This is a genomic window from Thiocapsa sp. (assembly GCF_022340925.1).
Lineage (GTDB): Bacteria > Pseudomonadota > Gammaproteobacteria > Chromatiales > Chromatiaceae > Thiocapsa.
Genome location: NZ_JAJDNA010000051.1, coordinates 1 through 16,998 on the forward strand (window position 1 = coordinate 1; position 16,998 = coordinate 16,998).

The 16,998-nt window shown below is 64.8% G+C and carries 14 protein-coding genes; 4 read left to right on the top strand and 10 right to left on the bottom strand.

The features are described 5' to 3' along the window. The coding region (locus tag LJE61_RS06935) for an ATP-binding protein (protein ID WP_367114911.1) at positions 1 to 1,852 on the top strand (1,852 nt) is incomplete at its 5' end. 359 nt (positions 1,853 to 2,211) lie between these two features. Further along, positions 2,212 to 2,835 carry a Tn3 family transposase gene (locus tag LJE61_RS06940; protein WP_296917845.1) on the top strand — a complete coding sequence of 208 codons (624 nt, stop codon included), beginning with the start codon at positions 2,212 to 2,214 and terminating at the stop codon, positions 2,833 to 2,835. Between the two features lie 96 nt (positions 2,836 to 2,931). Here the strand turns inward: LJE61_RS06940 and LJE61_RS06945 are convergent, their stop codons facing one another. Together LJE61_RS06945 and LJE61_RS06950 are read right to left on the bottom strand one after the other, a co-directional pair. Then, positions 2,932 to 3,459 carry a DUF2784 domain-containing protein gene (locus LJE61_RS06945; protein ID WP_296914174.1) on the bottom strand — a complete coding sequence of 176 codons (528 nt, stop codon included), beginning with the start codon at positions 3,457 to 3,459 and terminating at the stop codon, positions 2,932 to 2,934. 136 nt (positions 3,460 to 3,595) lie between these two features. Further along, positions 3,596 to 4,684 (bottom strand): adenylate/guanylate cyclase domain-containing protein, encoded by a 1,089-nt coding sequence (locus LJE61_RS06950; RefSeq protein WP_296914171.1) that lies wholly within the window; start codon positions 4,682 to 4,684, stop codon positions 3,596 to 3,598. Positions 4,685 to 5,128: 444 nt separating this feature from the next. On the opposite strand from LJE61_RS06950, the gene LJE61_RS06955 reads away from it, so the two are divergent. Next, entirely contained in the window at positions 5,129 to 5,557 is a 429-nt protein-coding gene (locus tag LJE61_RS06955; RefSeq protein ID WP_296914168.1) for a hypothetical protein, read from the top strand. A gap of 305 nt (positions 5,558 to 5,862) precedes the next feature. Continuing rightward, the gene (locus LJE61_RS06960; RefSeq protein ID WP_296917847.1) at positions 5,863 to 6,357 is read left to right on the top strand and encodes a YbaN family protein; all 495 of its coding nucleotides are present in this window, start codon (positions 5,863 to 5,865) and stop codon (positions 6,355 to 6,357) included. 69 nt (positions 6,358 to 6,426) lie between these two features. On the opposite strand, the gene LJE61_RS06965 is transcribed toward LJE61_RS06960, so the two are convergent. The 8 genes from LJE61_RS06965 to LJE61_RS07000 all read right to left on the bottom strand — a co-directional run bounded on the left by LJE61_RS06965 (position 6,427) and on the right by LJE61_RS07000 (position 16,943). Then, the gene (locus LJE61_RS06965; RefSeq protein ID WP_296917849.1) at positions 6,427 to 7,287 is read right to left on the bottom strand and encodes a ferredoxin reductase domain-containing protein; all 861 of its coding nucleotides are present in this window, start codon (positions 7,285 to 7,287) and stop codon (positions 6,427 to 6,429) included. Next, the gene (locus tag LJE61_RS06970; RefSeq protein WP_296917851.1) at positions 7,280 to 7,573 is read right to left on the bottom strand and encodes a hypothetical protein; all 294 of its coding nucleotides are present in this window, start codon (positions 7,571 to 7,573) and stop codon (positions 7,280 to 7,282) included. Before LJE61_RS06970 ends, LJE61_RS06965 begins: the two co-directional genes overlap by 8 nt. After that, the gene (locus LJE61_RS06975) at positions 7,566 to 8,156 is read right to left on the bottom strand and encodes an electron transport complex protein RnfA (RefSeq protein ID WP_296917853.1); all 591 of its coding nucleotides are present in this window, start codon (positions 8,154 to 8,156) and stop codon (positions 7,566 to 7,568) included. The genes LJE61_RS06970 and LJE61_RS06975 overlap by 8 nt, the downstream gene beginning before the upstream one ends. Then, on the bottom strand, positions 8,146 to 8,808 hold the full coding sequence (rsxE, locus tag LJE61_RS06980) for an electron transport complex subunit RsxE (RefSeq protein ID WP_296911877.1): 663 nt from the start codon (positions 8,806 to 8,808) through the stop codon (positions 8,146 to 8,148). The genes LJE61_RS06975 and rsxE overlap by 11 nt, the downstream gene beginning before the upstream one ends. A gap of 34 nt (positions 8,809 to 8,842) precedes the next feature. Beyond that, positions 8,843 to 9,529 carry an RnfABCDGE type electron transport complex subunit G gene (locus tag LJE61_RS06985; protein WP_296917855.1) on the bottom strand — a complete coding sequence of 229 codons (687 nt, stop codon included), beginning with the start codon at positions 9,527 to 9,529 and terminating at the stop codon, positions 8,843 to 8,845. Between the two features lie 4 nt (positions 9,530 to 9,533). Then, positions 9,534 to 10,583, bottom strand: a complete 1,050-nt coding sequence (locus LJE61_RS06990; RefSeq protein WP_296911872.1) for an RnfABCDGE type electron transport complex subunit D — start codon at positions 10,581 to 10,583, stop codon at positions 9,534 to 9,536. After that, positions 10,576 to 11,934 carry an electron transport complex subunit RsxC gene (rsxC, locus tag LJE61_RS06995; protein ID WP_296911871.1) on the bottom strand — a complete coding sequence of 453 codons (1,359 nt, stop codon included), beginning with the start codon at positions 11,932 to 11,934 and terminating at the stop codon, positions 10,576 to 10,578. The genes LJE61_RS06990 and rsxC overlap by 8 nt, the downstream gene beginning before the upstream one ends. A 98-nt stretch (positions 11,935 to 12,032) precedes the next feature. Continuing rightward, the gene (locus LJE61_RS07000) at positions 12,033 to 16,943 is read right to left on the bottom strand and encodes a 2-oxoacid:acceptor oxidoreductase family protein (protein ID WP_296917857.1); all 4,911 of its coding nucleotides are present in this window, start codon (positions 16,941 to 16,943) and stop codon (positions 12,033 to 12,035) included. Positions 16,944 to 16,998 lie beyond the last annotated feature (55 nt).

Below are 16,998 nucleotides of genomic sequence, written 5' to 3' on the forward strand. Positions count from 1 at the left end.
CGCGGACGTGACCGCCGCAGCCAGGGCCTATGGCGCCGATGCACCCCTCGAGGGCGCCTTCGAGGGTGCCGTGCATCAGGCGGACGAGATCGCCGATCGACTGCGCCGCGAGGCCCAGCACGTCCATGAACGCGCGTCGACGCGGGCACGCCGTGAAGGCTGTCTGTGCCGGATCGAGGAAACCGACCGAGACTTGGCCGATGTCGAGCGGCGTGCAAACGCATCGAAGCAGGCCTGGGATGACTTGTGGGTGCCCAGCGGTCTGATCCCGCGATCACCGGCCGAGATGCTGCCCTGGCTCAACCGGGCGCAGCGGCTCAGTGAGAAAGCACGCCAAGCCGATCAGCTGCGCGAGCGATGCGAGGTCCAGGAGGCCATCCGCCGTGCGCACCGCACCGCAGTGCTTGCGGCGCTGGGCAGGGTATCGGAGCCGGGGTCCGTGCTCGATGTCGCGCCGGAGCTGGGTCCGGTCATCAGGCTCGCCGAGGCCCGGCTGCGCGAGCTGGACGAGGGTACCCATAGTCGTCTCGCCCTGGAGCGGGAAGTCGAGGAGCTGGCGGAACGTGCACGTCGCTTGGGCCGCGAGCTCGCCGAGGCCGAGGGCGCGCTCGACGCGTGGCAGGCCGAGTGGACGGCCTTGATGGCCGAGCTGGGACTGGCAGCCGATACAACCCCGGGCGAGGTCTCCGACGACCTGCAGTCGATCGCCGATGCCCTCAAACAGATCGAGGCGGCAGACCGTCTTCGCGCACGCATCGACGGCATCGATCGAGACGCCGCGGCCTTCAGCGCGCAAGCCAGGGCATGCCTCGAGCGGCTCGCGACCGATCTGCTGACCCGGCCCGTCGAGGAGGCAGTCATGCTCCTGCATGCCCGCTCCGCCGAGCAACGCGAGCTCAGGAGTCGACTCGACGAAGTGCGCCAACAGGCCAGCCGCGCAGAGGCGGAAATTCGCGAGTCAGAAACGGCTATTACCATCTCAGATCAAGTGCTTACTGAACTTTGCCGACAGGCCGCCTGCGATGCGCCCGAGCAGCTGCCCGAGATCGAGGAGCGCGCGCGCGCCGCAAGCCGCCTTGCTGCCGAGCTGGCCGAGGTCGAGTCGAGACTCATCCGGGCGGGCGACGGCCTCGGGATCGAGGCGCTGACGGAAGAGGCCGCCGGCATCGACCAGGATCGGATCGTCGCCCGCTTAAACGTGCTCGACGCCCGCCTGGAGCGCGAGCTGCGACCGGCACACCGCGCGCTCATCGAGCGCAAAGCCGACGCCGATGGGACGCTGAAGGCCATGGGCGGTGACGACGCCGCGGCCGCCATCGCCGCTGAGGCGCAGCAGATCCTCGCCGCCATCCGGACCCACTCCGAGCAGTACGTCCGGCTCAAGCTCGCGGCACGCATGCTGCGGGACGAGATCGAGCGCTTTCGTCGCAAGCACAGCGACCCGATCCTCGCACACACCAGCCGCTATCTCGAGAAGCTGACCTGCGGGGCCTTCAGCGCCGTCGAGACCGACTTCGATGAGGCCGACCAGCCGGTCCTGGTCGGTCTGCGAAACAACGGCGAGCGACTCCGCGTCGAGGCGATGAGCACCGGGACACGGGATCAGCTGTACCTGGCACTGCGTCTCGCCAACCTCGAGCAGTATCTCGAGACCGCCGAGCCGATACCGTTCGTGGTCGACGACATTCTCATCCAATTCGACGACGAGCGCGCTCTTGCGACGCTCGCGACCTTGGCCGACTTCTCCGCCAACACGCAGGTGATCCTCTTCACGCATCACGGCCGAGACATCGATCAGGCCGCGCGGCTCGATCCAAACCGTGAGCGGATCCACGTGCACCGCTTGACCTGAGCGCGGCCGCGCCAGAGATCGATGGGGCGAGGTTCTGGCCTGGCTCGACCGCTCGGGGAACGTGGCCGGATGGACCGCGAAGCCTTCACCCAGCAGCGCGGTCTCAGCCCAGTCCTGGCGCGGCTTCGGCCCCCCGGGACCCGGACCCGTCATTGCGCATAATGTATATTATGTCAAGTACGCGAGATGGGGCAATGCCCCGTGTCGCCGGAGAGGATGGTGAAATGCTTCTCCTCAAGTACCTGCGGCGCCAGACCCACATCCGTCCTTGGGGGTTTTGGCCCAAACCGCCGAAAATATGCAGTAGGCGTCGGGGCGAAGTCGACCAGGTTCCGCGGCTCCCAGATTCGGCTGCGGCGTTGGGGAATCAGTTTCAGGCCCTGTTCGCCCTGGCCGAGCGCGTGATCGTGCAGGTCGAGCTCTCCGCCGAGAGCGTGCGCTACTACGCCTCGTTGGTCGAGTTCTATACGGTCTACAAACTCAAGCGGATGGACCGCGAGGCAGTCCATCTGTACCTGCTCTGCTTCGTCCATGATCGCTACCAGCGGCTCAACGACAACCTGCTCGGTGCCTTCTGTTCCCTGGTGCGGCGCTACGTCGAGGCGGTCGTCCGTGACCGCTACGAATTAATGGTCTATCGACAGCTGCGCGACGGGCTCGAGGCCGGAGACCTGCACTGCCGCGACAGCGCTCGATTCCGCAGCTTCGACTCCGAAGAGGCCAACATCGAGCGGATTCTGCTCTCTCTGGCGCTGAAGAGCACGACTCAGAGCGTGATCGTCGGGAAGCTGAGCGCCTATCGGCGCAAGAACCGCACGAAGCGAGCGCTGTGGGAGCTCGACGGCATCATCCGCACCCTGTACCTGCTGGACTACATCGACTCGCCGGTGCTGCGGCGCAACGTCCAGAATGCTAGCGCGGGGCTTTCGCCGCGCAACGAACTGCAGACGGCGAATCCACGTCGAGTGAGATTCTCTGCGTGAGTCAGATCATCACCGGCCCATCCTTGAGCTTGCGCTGGCTCGCGCTGCTCGCCAGCATCCGCGCCTTCATCGCCCGGTGGCGCCTGAAGGTCGGCATCATCCCGATGATCGCGGCCTGCGCACTGCAGTGTCTGAGTTGTGGGACCCCTCGGTATTGAGCGGGCGCTGCGACCCGGCCGCTCGCCGACTCCCCTCCTCCCCCGCGTTGCTGCCTCCGGGCCGCCAACGTGGACAAGACGCCAAGCGACCGGCCCGGTCCAGGACGCGCGCCCTCCGGACAACCAGATAGCCATAGATCAAGCCGTTGAGGATCAGGAGGGCGAGTCCGAGCAGGATCTGCATGGCACGGGTGAGACCGGGTGGATAGACGAGCGGCATGATGTAGTGATCGATGAAGCCGCCGCTGTAGCCGTCCCGACCGGCAGCCAGGCGCCACTCGACCTCGATGGGCGTAAGCGGACAGATGAAGCCGCCGAGCTCGATCGCGATGCCCCAGATCAGACATGGGACATGCACATAGGCCAGGGACGGCCATCGCAGCACCAGGATCGCCCCCGCGGCGACGAAGAGGATGAAGGCGAAGTGGAGCAGGACCAGGCCATCTGCGATGAGGTCGGCGATCATGGTCTCCTATGCCGGTTACGGGTGCCGGGATCCGGTTCATCTGCTGCGCGTGCCTTGAGCGGTCCGGACACGCCGCGGGCTCAGCCGACCCCGGCGGCGACCGCCGACCCGATTTGTCGGCGGCTGGATTCGGCGCTCAGGTCCAGCGGCCCCAGAGCATGTCGTCGACGTACCGTTTGACCAAACGGTGCCCGGGCGTATCCACCGATGTGAACTCGAGATTTGTCCGATAGATGCCGGCCCCGGGCGAGGTCTGCAGGACCCGTGCGTAGACGTCGGCCGACGGGGCGAACCCTAAATCCGGCGCAAAGCTGAGGATGATCTCGGACGCGGGAGGCAGGATGAACGGGAGGTCCGCGTTCATGCCGTGGTAACCCAGATCATTGGCCTTCCCGATGAAGCGTTGCGATAGGATCCGCTTGGACTCGATCCGGCGAAAGGCGACGGGAAAGTCCACCAGGACGCGCGGCGACCGGCGGGCCTCGATCTGCGGAACCACCAGCCGCTTAGGATGGGTGACGGCATGCAGCTCATAGAGTGTGATCTCTCTTGCCTTGCCCTTGACGTAGAGCGAGTTGGCGCCGCCGATCTCGATCCGGTCGCGTGCGCCGGCATAGCTGGACTCACTGAGCAGCACCTGACCACGCAGGCTGTATCCCTCCATGCGAGCGGCAAGGTTGACCGTGTCGCCGATCACCGTGTACTCGTTGTAGAGCCGGGATCCGAAGCTCCCGGCCATGAGGCTTCCGGTATTGACGGCGATGCCCGCGAAGATGTTCGGCTCGCCGGCCTGTCGACTCTCCCGGTTGAGCTCGAGCATCGCCTGTTGCATCTCCACGGCGCAGGACAGCGCGCGGATCAGATGGTCATCGTGTCGGATGGGGGCCCCGAACAGCGCCATGACGGCATCGCCCATGAACTTGTCGACGACCCCGCCGTGCTGGCGAACCAGATCGACCATCCGCGTGAAATAGCGATTGAGCAGTCGGATGATCGTCCGTGGTGGCTGCGATTCGGTCAGCGCCGTGAACCCGCGGATATCCGCGATCAGGACGGTGGCCTCGATATCGACGATGGGTTGAGACTCGAGCAAGAAGGCATCGAGCAACGGGTTCAGCCGATCGAGCATTGCCCGCGCCCCGAGAGGCGACGACTCCACGCCGTAGACCTCGCTTACCAAGCCGCAGATGCCTGCGACCAACGACTTCCTGTCTCTGTGCTGCATGCGACTCGACCGTTGGTTGATCTCCAGTGACGAAGGAGACGCTGATTTATCGGCTATCCTGACCGAAAATCATCACGGAACCGGAACATGCGGTCTGCCGGCTCCCTCATTATCAGGCGCTCGAGCCGCGAACACGGCGGAGCATCCTTCCTCGCAAGGGAAACGCTGAATATCTCGGCGCTCGGTTAAGGATGGCACAACTGGGCGAAATAAGAGATCGGAAAACGCCGTCCTTTTCCACTCCTTCAGCAGGCCGGCGTGCCCCGACTCCGGGGACGCCTTGTTCGGGACCCGGCCGCAGTCCCCGACGGATGTCGAGTAATTGACGATTTACATGGGGAACCAGCTCGCTTGCGTGCATGCTAAGGCCGCGCCAACCCGGCCATGTTCCGAGAACCGGAACGGCTGGCCAAACAACCTCATCCGTGACGGAGACCAACCTCGGTGGACCGCTTTACCCGCATCTATACCATCGTCATTGCCCTGGTGATCATCGGAGCCCTCGTCTTATGGGTCGGCTCCGCTTGGAAGCCGGGCGTCTGGGAGCTCAACCGTCTGCTGGAGTCGGACCCGCAGCTGGCCACCTACCCGTATCAATTCAGGGTCGTGTCTCTCGATAGCGGCGTCGCGACCATCTCCACTCCGCGCTCGTTCGAGTTGCCGGCCATCCGCTTTCTCGAGATCATCCACCCCAACCTGGCGAATAAGGCGGACAACGATCCGGAGGTGGTCGCGGCACAGCAGACGCTGATCGATCATCAGAAGCGGGCCCAGGGCTTGATCCTGGCGCAGCCGCAGGTCGAGTCCGTGCGTTGGGAGCTCGACACGCAGTGGCTCGCGGCGCGCGGCGTCTATGTCTCGGGAAGCCCCTGATCCGGGTGATCTCGCGCCGGCCCCCCGGTCACGACCCTGCAGCCCCGACGTTTCGGCCGGCGGCGGTCAGTCCATCCCGGCCGGGCGCGGGACCGGCTGCTCACCCCAGCTCGACCGCCCTCGAGTGGTTGCGCGTTCGTCCGGCATGCGGCGTGCGAAGCCGCTATACTTGCCGACCGGCGCCCAGCTCGACCGTCGTCGGGTCTTTCTCGTTGACGCGGATCCCTGCTTGAACCCGTGCCTCGGCGACTGGGTGCAAATGTCGGGATCCGTTCGACGATCGACACACCAAGCGGAGACCCGCGATGCAGGAGAGGATCACAACGCCCGATTCTTCCGCGCCGACCATCAGCCAGCGGCGACGTCACATCTATAACCTGCTGGCCTGGCTGTGTTTCGGTCTAGGGTTTCTCGGCATGGTGCTCCCCCTGATGCCCACAACCGTGTTCTGGATCTGTGCGACCTGGCTGTGGCTGCGCAGCGCGCCGAGGCGGGTCCGGTTCCTGGTCGAGCACCCGCGGTTCGGCGCATCGATCCGCGCGTTCTTGGAACGGGGGGAGATGTGCCGGACAGGCAAAACCGCCGCGATCGGCAGCATGGCCATCAGCTGGTCGATCTGGTTTTCGCTGGCGGGTCCCGGACCCGTCCTGGGCCTGACCGTCGCGGCCATCCTGGGTCTCGTCGCACTTTGGATCGGAACCCGGCCGGAAGGTCCGCCGCAGAAGGAGGTTCGGGTGACGCTGGACTTGGGATCGGTCGCGCGGGCGCAACCCTCTTCCAGGGCCTCCGGTCAGCGTTAAGCCGTCTCCCGCCCCCTCGATCATTGCGAGCTCAGGCCAACCCGGATTCGATTCGGCCCCCGATGCCGCTCAACCGTAGATGAGCTCGGACCAGCGCCCCTCATTGGTCAGTTGCTGCTTGATCTCCTTCCAGCCTTCCGAAGAGCCGACCTGCTCGGCCATCACCCTGTCGAAGACGTGGGCGATCTTGCCGAGCCCGGAGAGGAACACATAAGTGTTCTCCTCCTTGATCAGGTGAAGCGCCTCCGCCGCATTGTCGGCGAGGCCACGCTCCAACGCCTGCGAAGAGGACATCAGCGGGCGCGTTCCCAAGGCCCTGAAGGCCTTGAAGGTCTTCTCGTCATAATAGTTCGCCAGGTCCGTGCTCTCATCGTTGGTGTACATGAGGTCCAGTCCGCTGCGCCCGCCATAGAAAAGGCGCACCTGGCCCTTCCAATCACCGCGCCGCTCGTAGATCAACTGGGCGAAGGCGCGAAAGGGGGCGATGCCGGTGCCCGTGCCGATCATCAAGAGATTGGCGCGGTTGTCCAGCGGCATCTTGAAGGGACTCAGATAGGGACCGCTGACGATCAGGCAGTCGCCCACGTGCGCGTCGCACAGATAGTTCGAGGCGATGCCAGGGTAACGTTCCCCGCTCACCTCGTCGACATAGAAGCAGCGGCGGACCAGGAGGTCGAGATCGACCCCGGTGCCGAGCGGGATGGAGCGGGCATTGGCGATTGAATAACGGCGCAGATGATACGGGTTGCCGAACGGATGCGGCCCGGGAACGATCACGCCGATGCTCTGCCCCTCCACGAACTGGAACGCCGGATCCCTCACCTGCACGATCAGATGACGGACCTCGTCGGCGTTCTCGGGGGTGATGCGCCGAGACTCCTTGATGAAGGCCTCGGTGGTCGGACCGATCTCGGCGGGAAGGTCAATCATTAGGCGCGTGCTCCTTTGATCCGGCGGCCGTGGGAAGGCCGAGACGACGGGGATGATGGCAATCTGTCTTCGGGGGCTGAGTCTGAAGGCGCGGGGCCGGTACCGGTCTCGCGCCGACACCGGGCCGCTCGCAGTGACCGCTGCCACAGGCGCATCCGGCCTCCTCCTTGCGGAACGGACCCAGCTCGGGATAACGAGCGGCGAAGCGGGCATAGAGCTGCTGAACCCAGATCCAGCCGGCGAGCACCAGGAAGATCACCAGCGAGGCCGACACTACGCTAACCATGTGAGCCTCCGAGACCAGCGAACCCCATGAAGGCGAGCGACAAGAGCCCCGCCAACATCAGGGTCATGGCCGCGCCCTGGCTGACACTGGGCACTCGAGCCAACGCCAGCTTTTCCCGCAGACCCGCCATCAACATCAGGGCCAACATGAACCCCCCGCCCGCCCCGAGCGCGTAGACCAGGCTCTGGATGAAGTCATACTCCTTGGCGGTCTGGAAGAGGGCTAGACCGAGGATCGCGCAGTTGGTCGTGATCAAGGGCAGGAAGATCCCGAGCGAGCGAAAGAGCGCCGGACTGTAACGTTTCACGAACATCTCGACCAGCTGAACCGCGGACGCGATCACCGCGATGTAGCAGATCAGACGGAGGAAGAGAAGATCCAATTCGGTCAGCAGCCAGTTGATTCCATAAGCACTCGTGGAGCTGACGAGCATCACGAAAATGACGGCGAGGCCCATGTTCCAGGCGGTCTCCTTCTTGGCCGAGACGCCGAGGAAGGGACAGATCCCGAGGAACAGCGCCAACACGAAATTGTTGACGACTGCAGCGTTTAGGAAGATGAGATAAAGCGATTCATCCTGCATTGGCGGCGACCCCGGCTTGTTCCAGAACCCTGCGTTCCCTTCGCAGACGCAGCCAATTGAAGAGCAGGAGCCAGGTCCCGAGGACGAAAAAGCCGCCCGGCGGCAGGATCATCACCACCCAGGGCTGGAAGCTCTCCCCGAAGAGCGGCATCCCGAGGATGCTGCCGCTGCCGAGGATCTCCCGGACCGTGCCAAGCGCCAGCAAGGCCAACGTAAACCCGAACCCCATCCCCAGGCTGTTGACGAGTGTGGTATGCAGACGCTGCTTGGATGCGTAGGCCTCGGCGCGACCGAGGATGACGCAGTTGACCACGATCAGCTGGATGAATGCACCGAGCGCGGCGTAAAGCTCCAGGCTGATCGCCTGGATCCCATAGTCGACGATCGTGACGAAGGTTGCGATGATGACGATATAGCTTGCAATCCGGACCTGCTTGGGGATCCAGTGACGCAGGAGAGAGACCAATAGGCTCGAGCAGACCAGCACGAATGTGGTCGCCAATCCCATGGCGATCGCGTTCACGGTCGAATTGGTCACGGCCAGCACCGGACACATGCCGAGCAGCATCACGAAGACAGGATTCTCGCGCCACAGCCCCCGGACAAAGGTATCCGGTGTCAGGTCTTCCGTCGTATTCGGCAAGTCAGCCATGGTTCATGCCTCGTCGCACGGATGTCGTTGGCGTTCAGGGCGCCCCGTCGGACAGGATCGCCAGATCCTGTCGGATGGCGGGCAGGACGCGCTGTGCGGCATCGTTCAGGGCCCGCGCCACGGCCTTCCCCGAGATGGTCGCGCCCGAGATCCCATCGATCTCCCAGGGCTCGCTCTTGGTCCCGTGTTTGACGAGCTCGATGGGCTTCGCCAGGCCGGTGCCTTGCGCATTCAATCTCGCGTCCAGGGCCTCGAAGTTCCGAAGAAAGGCCGGATCGCTGTCGATCTTGTCGCCCAGCCCGGGCGTCTCGGTCGACCGCAGCACCTTGCTTCCGACGATGCACTCGCACGCCGGGTCGTATCCGAACAGGAACTGGATGAGATCCTGATAACCGCGGGCCGCGCCTGGAAACGCCACGCCCCGCAGGCGGCCGTCCGCCCTGTATCCGGCGTACACGGTGACGCCGCTCGCACCCTCCCCCGCCCTGACCAGGCCCTGCTCGGTCAGGATGAAATCGGCCTTGCTGGTGGCCTCCGGCAGGACCTCGAAGACCGCCTGCTCGGTCAGGATCCGCTCATTCTCGGCGATGATCGGCTTCGTGACCTGATAGACCAGGACAACCAAGAGACCCGACAAGGTCGCGATGCCGGCCAAGGTGCGCAACATCGGCCACGCCGGTGTGCGCTCGCTGCGTGCGGGGGTGTCGACCTGAACACTCATCGGACTACTTCGGCCCCCGCGCCCGTTTGATCGCGCCGTACACCCGTGGCTGGGTCCAGCCGGAGATCAAGGGACCCGCCGCGTTTGCCAGCAGGATCGCATACATGACGCCCTCCACCAGACCACCGAAGAGGCGGATCACCACGGTCAACACGCCGATCAAGAGTCCGTAGAGGATCGCCCCGCTGGCCGTGACCGGCGAGGCGACCATGTCGCTCGCCATGAACCAGGCGCCCAGCATCAAGCCTCCCGAGAAGAGGACGAACCAGGGGCTCGGATAGAGGCTGCCGTCGAGCAGCCAGAAGGGCAGCGCGGTCAGCGCCGCCCCCGCCATGACGGCGACCGGGATACGCCAGTCCAGCATCCGTTTGGCGGCGAGCCAGAGTCCGCAGACCAGGATCAGGATCGCGGAGGTCTCACCGGCCGATCCCGCGATCATGCCGGTGAAGACCTCGGTCACGGGCACCTCGACATGCTGAAATTTCTGCAGCGCCAGGGGTGTTGCCCCGGTCCAGGCGTCCAGCTCGAGGCCGGCGATCCAGTCCCCGACGGGCACGGGCTGCATGAAGGGAAGGGTCAGGGTCGATGGAATGAGCTCGGAGAACCGATTCGGTGCAAATGCCGGCGTCCAGGTCGTGATCGCCACGGGAAAGGCGGCCTGAACGAAGGCGCGCCCGACCAGGGCCGGATTCATGACGTTGTAACCCAGGCCGCCGAACAGGGCCTTGCCCAAGGCCACGCCGACGAATGCAGCAACCGCCGCCATCCACAGTGGAAAGCCGGGCGGGAGGGTCAGGCCAAGCAGCAGGCCGGTGATCACCACCGACCAGTCCGCGACCGTGTTGCCGCCCTGGCTCATCCGCGCGAAGAACCACTCGGTCGCGATCGCAACCCCCGTGGTGGTGAGGAGCAGCAGCAGCGCGCTGAGTCCGAACTGATAGATCGCGAAGGTGCAGACCGGAAGCAGCGCGAACACGACGTTGCGCATGATCTGGTCAACGCTGAGCGCGCGCTTCAGGTGCGGTGAGGTCCTGATCTCGATCCGTCTAGCCATTGCCTTTCAGCCTCTTCTGATCCCGGTTGATGGACTTGGCAATCCGGAAATACTGCGTCAACGGGATGTTGGACGGGCATACATAGGCACAGCAGCCACACTCGAAGCACTGGTCCAGATGAAAGGCGTCGGCCATCCGCTCGTATTGCCGCGCGAGCGCCAGCTCGCCGAGCATCGAGGGGTTCAGTGACACCGGGCAGGCCTTGAGGCATTCGGCGCACTTGATACAGGGATAGACCTTGCGCCTGGCCAGGTCCGGGTCTTCACGCTCGAGGGCGACGACGCCCGAGACGGCCTTGGTCACCGGGACATCCAGCGAGGCCACCGCCATCCCCATCATGGGTCCGCCCAGGATCACCTCGCCGGCCCGGTCCCCCAGCCCCACCTGCTCGAGCAGAAAACGCAGTGGGGTCCCGATCGGAACCAGGAAGTTGCCCGGATGGTCGACGGCCGGACCGCTGACGGTGACCACGCGCTCGATCAGCCCCCTGCCCTGCGGGAGCAGATCGCCCATCTGGGCAAGGGTCCCGACGTTGTAGACAGCCACGCCGACGTCTGCGGGCAGCCCCCCCACGGGCACCTCTTTGCCGAGAAGACTCTTGATCAGCATCTTCTCTGCGCCCTGCGGATACTTGGTTTCGACCGCCTCGGCGGAGATCGGCAGGTCCTTCGACAGGCGCGCGCGCAGATGAGCGACCGCGTCGAGCTTGTTGTCCTCCACCCCGATGATGGCCTGCTTGGCGCCGGTCGCCTTCAGCGCAAGCCTGATTCCGCGGATCAGGGCGTCGGTCTGCTCCAGCATGATGCGATGGTCGCATGTCAGATAGGGCTCGCACTCGCAGCCGTTGACGATGACCGTCTCGATCACCCGGCCGGAGGGCGGCCGCATCTTGACGTGACTCGGAAAGGCGGCGCCGCCCAATCCTACCAGACCGGCATCCTGCACCGCGGCCACGATCTCATCGGGGCCCATGGCGTCCAGATCGCGCTCCAGGTCGTAGAGGACCTCCTGGCTCGCGGCCTCGTAGACCTTGAGAAAGATCGCCTGGGTTTTCGGCCCATCGGCGGTCGGCGACAGGGCGATGGCGCGGATCACCCCGGTCGCCGGGGCGTGCATCGGGACCGACACGAAACCGTCCGCGCGGGCGATCGGCTCACCCCGCACCACCTCCTGGCCGACCGAAACCAGAGGGATCGCGGGGGCGCCCTTGTGCTGTGCCAGGGGAATCACCAGCTCGGGCGCGAAGGGCAGCCGCCGAATCGGTCTGTCCGCCGTCAACTCCTTGTGCTCGACCGGGTAGATACCGTGGTCGAAGGTTCGGCGGCGTTTGAAGATGCTGAGAAGACCCATGCGTGGCTGCTGCGTTGGATAAGGACCAAGAGACCGCGCCGCGCCGCACTGGAGCGATCTGGTGCGGCGCGATGCGGCTTGCTCGAGTGACCAGGCGCCTACTGGTATTTCGCAGCCCGCTTGAGCAGCTTGTCCAGTCCGGGCTCGGCCGGATTCCAGGGGGTCCCGGGGTGGATGCACCCGGCGGTGCATTTCTCGGCGGCCTTCACGATGTCCTTGTAGGGCCCGCCTTTCGGATCGACGACCTCAATCTTCTTGTCCGCGTTGTACCGAAAGATCTTCGGATTGATGGTGGTGCATTCATCGCAGGCGGTGCATTCCGGTGTCTCGACCCAGACCGGCTCCCAATCGGCCGCAGCCCCGTTGCCTCCGCCATTGCCGCCGCGGCCCGCGGCAGCCCCGGCACCCGTGAAGGCGGCAAGTGCGCTGATGTCCCCGCCGGCGATCGTGAGCAGGCTGTTGGTCAGCTTCTGGGCCATCTCGGCCTTGGCCTGATTGCGCACCTCCTCGACATCGACACGGTTCAACTGGCCGCAGATCCCGCGAAGCTGCGTCCAGAAGGCGCGACGCTCCTCGCAGGAGGCGACCAACTCCGGGGACACCAGGACCCGCATCAGCCGGTTCTTCGCATCCACGCCCCAGACATAGGGGAAGCGCCCCTCGCGGTCGTCCTGGTCCATGTCCAGAAACCCCGCAATGGGGACCATTGAGTCGTTCCAGGTCTCGGGAGGAGCCTTGCGGAAATGTTTGCGGAAACGACCCTCCGTCATGGCGAAGTCGGCGAACGTGAAGGGGACCTCCATCTCGGCTGGCTCGCCCTTCTCGTCGGAATAATGGAGGGTCCAGCTGATCCAGTCGCGGTCAATATCGGGATTGCCCTCGATCGAGCAGCACTCCTCGAAGCTGGTGCCGGCATCCGGGTCGAAGCGAAACAACGGATAGGCGCGGGACTCGAACGCCATGCGACTGTGATGCGTGGACATGTCGTCGCCGATGCCGTGCTCGGGCTGACAGCCGCAGTAGACGTTGAACAGGGCCGGACGACGCGCGTTGAGTCCGTCGATATACCCTTCGAGGAGATGCGTCAGGTTACCGACCGCCCCATTGAGCACGAAGCTGGTGCGATGCGCCATACCGATCAGGCCCATCTCCTTGCGGATCTCGGTCTTGCCCTTGGCGGACTTGCCGTACGGCGCCATGTCGGCGACCTGGCCGATGAAACCAGAGGTGCACGCCTGGCCGCCGGTGTTGGAATAGACCTGGGTGTCGAGGACCAGGATCTTGACCGGGTGGCCGGACATGAGCGCGCGGGAGAGATTCTGGAAGCCGATGTCGTACATGGCCCCGTCGCCGCCCACCGCAACGACCGGCGGGCAGAGGAGCCACTCCTCATCGGAGAAGTCCTTCCAGCCGAAGTAGGTGAAGCGCTCCTGATGCTCAGCCGGCTTGTACCCGCCGTCCAATTCCAGCCGCGCCATCCGGACAGCCTTGAAGCCCTCGGCCATCTTGCGCATGTGCCCTTCGAACAGACCCAGCGCGATCGAGGGGGAATCCTGGAAGAGATGGTTCGACCAGGGGAAGGGATAGGGATTATAGGGGAAGGTCGCACCCCACACCGACGAGCAGCCGGTGGCGTTCACGATCCCCATGCTGGACCGCGGCTGCGCGGCGGTGTACTGGGCCTTGAGATGCCGCAGTCTGTCGAGCAGCCCCGTGACCCATCTGAGCCAGTCGGGGTCAACCGGCTGGGCGTTTTGATCCGCGTCCAATTCGGCAGACAGCTCGGCGAGCCGGAGGTCTGCGTCCCTGTGTGCCTCGACCGCCCGGGCGATCGCCGCCGTGTCGCTCAGGTTGATATTGGCCGCGAGCTTGAGCCGCACGTGGGTTTCCAGGCGGTCGATCAGGTCGTCGATCTCGGCGAGATGACGCTTGACCCGAGGCTGCATCAGGGCGGTGACGGTCGCGGTGAAGAGATGTATCACCGTTTTTTCGCCGCACCCCATGCAGGAGCCGTCGCCCGAGACCATGGCCTGGTAGTTGGCCTTGTCCAGCAACAGGGTCTCCAGGGCCCCGACCTTCTCGTCGAGGTCGTCGATGCGGATAAACCCGGGATCCGTCGTCGGCAGATCCAGCCAGATGTCCCACTTGGAGCGCATCTGCTCGATCGTCTCGGCGGTCTGGGGTGCCGAGACCAGGGCGCCGTCGTTGCAGACCTGGATGCACTCCATGCAGCCCTTGCAGGTATAGGGGTTTACCGTGATGCTGAAGAGTCCGCCGCTGCCTTTCTGCTTCTTTTCGCGGTTGCTCCAATAGGGCTTGGTGACGGCCAGCTGATAGTCCCCGAGCGCCTGCATCAGGAGGCCGAATTCCTGCTCCACCAGGGCCTTTTGCTCGGGCTCGCCCTGGTAGGCCGCGAGGGTCTCGAGGACCGCTCGATCCATCAGCTCGTGCAGGTCGGCGGCCTCACCGGCCGCGTCGATCAGCCCGCGAAGCCGCTTCTCCACGTTGCGGGTCTCGCGGCGCAGGTGCTGGGTCGGCATGCCGCGCTCGACCCGCGCGATCGCGGTCGCGAAGACGTCGGAGATCCGGTTCACCAGACCGGGAATCGCGCTGTCCGGGCATGCCGAGAAGCAATTCCCGCAAGCGGTGCAGTTCTCCGGGATGTACTTCGGATAGCTGAAGCGGATCTGGGTCATGTCGCGATAGACGCCACTCGAGGCGGGCATGAGAGACAGGGCCATGTGGGGATCGGCCAGGTTGTCGCTGCCGCGCCCGGTGGTGTAGAAGACGCCGGTCTGCTCCCAGAAGCGATGCACATCGGTCACGCCCCCGTCGCCTTCCGGCAATTGCTTCAGCATGACCGGCAGGCCGATCTCCTTACGGGGGAGGAGCTGACCGCTCAGCATCGGTTTCTCGGTGATCTCGACCACCTCATCGAAGCCGCGGCGAACGATCCGCAGGTTGTCTTGAACGACCCGCTCGCCCTTGGCGCCGAATTTATGTCGGATCTGGTCTTCCATTGCAGCGAAGAGTCCGGCCTCATCGAGTCCGGCACGCTCCATCAGCGGCGCTGCGGCGAAGAAGGCCCCTTGGAAGGCGTTGCCCTGCATGCGGAACTGCAGCTCCGGGTCGGAGGCCTCCTCGCGCGCGATCTTGAACCCGTCGATGTAGAAGACCCGGATCTCATGCTCGACGATGAACCTGCGTGCGGCCGGCGGAAAGCTGGACCAGACCTGCTCGGGGTTGTCGAGACTGGACTGAATGACGAATCGTCCTCCGCGGTCGAGGCCGGCGAGGGGGTTGGAGTGGGTGAAAACGTTCGGGTCCGGACTCAGGACCACGTCCACATAGGTGTACTCGCAGTTCAACCGGATCGGCTCCGGCGCCGCCGAGAGGAAATAGGTGGTTGGCTGCCCTTTCTTTTCCGAGCCGTACTTCGGGTTGGCGCGGATGTCGAACCCCAGAAGGTCATAGAGGGTCATCGCCAGATTCTTGCCCGTAGTCACAGCGCCCCAGCCGCCGACCGAGTGCATGCGCACGGTGACGGCGCCCTTGGGCAGGAGGTTGGGGTTCTCGCTTCCGCGCAGGGCAAGCTCCGAGATGTGGGGATAGGCGTCCTTGAGGCGTTGGATTCGAATCTCGTCCTTGGGGTCGAAAGGCTCCCGGACGAAGTCCACGGAGAGGTAATAGAAGGTCCGGCGGGCACCGCCCGGCAGCATGTTCTCGATCGCGGCAATCAGCCCCTCCGGCTGCAGGTCGCGCGAGCCCAGTCCATAGCACCCTGAGTACAGGCGCGGCATATCGGTCTGGCGATAAGCGGCATAATCGGGGTACGGAACGGGCTCGCCTTTCTCAACGACGCCGTTTTCGAGACATTTGCTCAAAGCCGCCCGGACCTCCCGCATGATCGGCAGGTCCTCGGCCAGCGGCTGGTCCGTGCGCTCGAGGACGGCAACCCCCTTCTTGCCCTTGAGCAGCCGGCCGATGAGGTCGCCCGGGAAGGGTCGATACATGGTGAGATTGACGATGCCCACCTTCAGCTTGCGGGTCTCGCGCAGGTAATCGGCGACCGCCTCGGCCTGGGTGATCATGCTGCCCTGCCCCAGAATCAGATACTCGGCATCCTCGAGGCGGTAGCCGCTCGCACGCCGGTAGCGACGACCGGTCAGGGCATGAAACTCATCCATGACCTGATCGGCGATCGGCTCGATATGGTCGAAAAAATACGGGCGCTGCGCGGCAACCGCCTGCATGTACGCGTCCTGGTTCTGGACCGAGCCGGAGGTCACAGGACGGTCGACGTCCCACACCAGAGGGACACGCCGTCGCGTCTCACCGTATACCAGTTTCTGCGCCGGCGTGGGGCACTCGATGATGTCATCGGGCCGACCGCAGAGCTCGGCGATGAGCTCCGGCTCCGGAACCAGGAGCGGCTCGATCAGATGGGTGGTCAGGAAGCCGTCCTGGCCGACCGCCGCTGGCGTCAGGCTCAGCTCGGCGATCTTGCGGGCGATCAGGTTGAGATCCGCCGCCTCCTGAGCGCTCTTGCCGAAGACCTGGGTGAAGCCCGTGTCGTCGATACAGTGGTAGTCGTCATGCCCGCAGTGGACATTGAGGCTCGACTTGGTGATTGCTCGGGCCCCAATGTTAAGGACGTACGGGAGGCGCTTGCCGACCGCGGCATAGAGCGACTCGTGCATGAAGGCGATGCCTTGCGCCGAGGAGAAGTTGGTCGCGCGCAGACCGGTCATGGACATCCCGGCCGTGACCGCCGCCGCCGCGTGCTCGGATTCCGGCTCCACGAAGATCAGCGGATTGCCGGAGATGTTCAGATGGCCCTTGGCCGCCTCCTCTGCCCAGTACTCGCCCATCTGGGTCGATGGCGTAATGGGATAGGCACCCGCCGCGTCGGAGGCCTCACGCTCGCACATGATCACCGCGGTATTCCCGTCCATGGCCATCCGAGTCCCTGGATACTTGACCTGCTTCTCGTCTTTTTTTCCGAACATGCCGCCTTCTCTATGGTTGCCGCCGCGCCTCGAATCGTCGTCAAGAGGGCGCGGC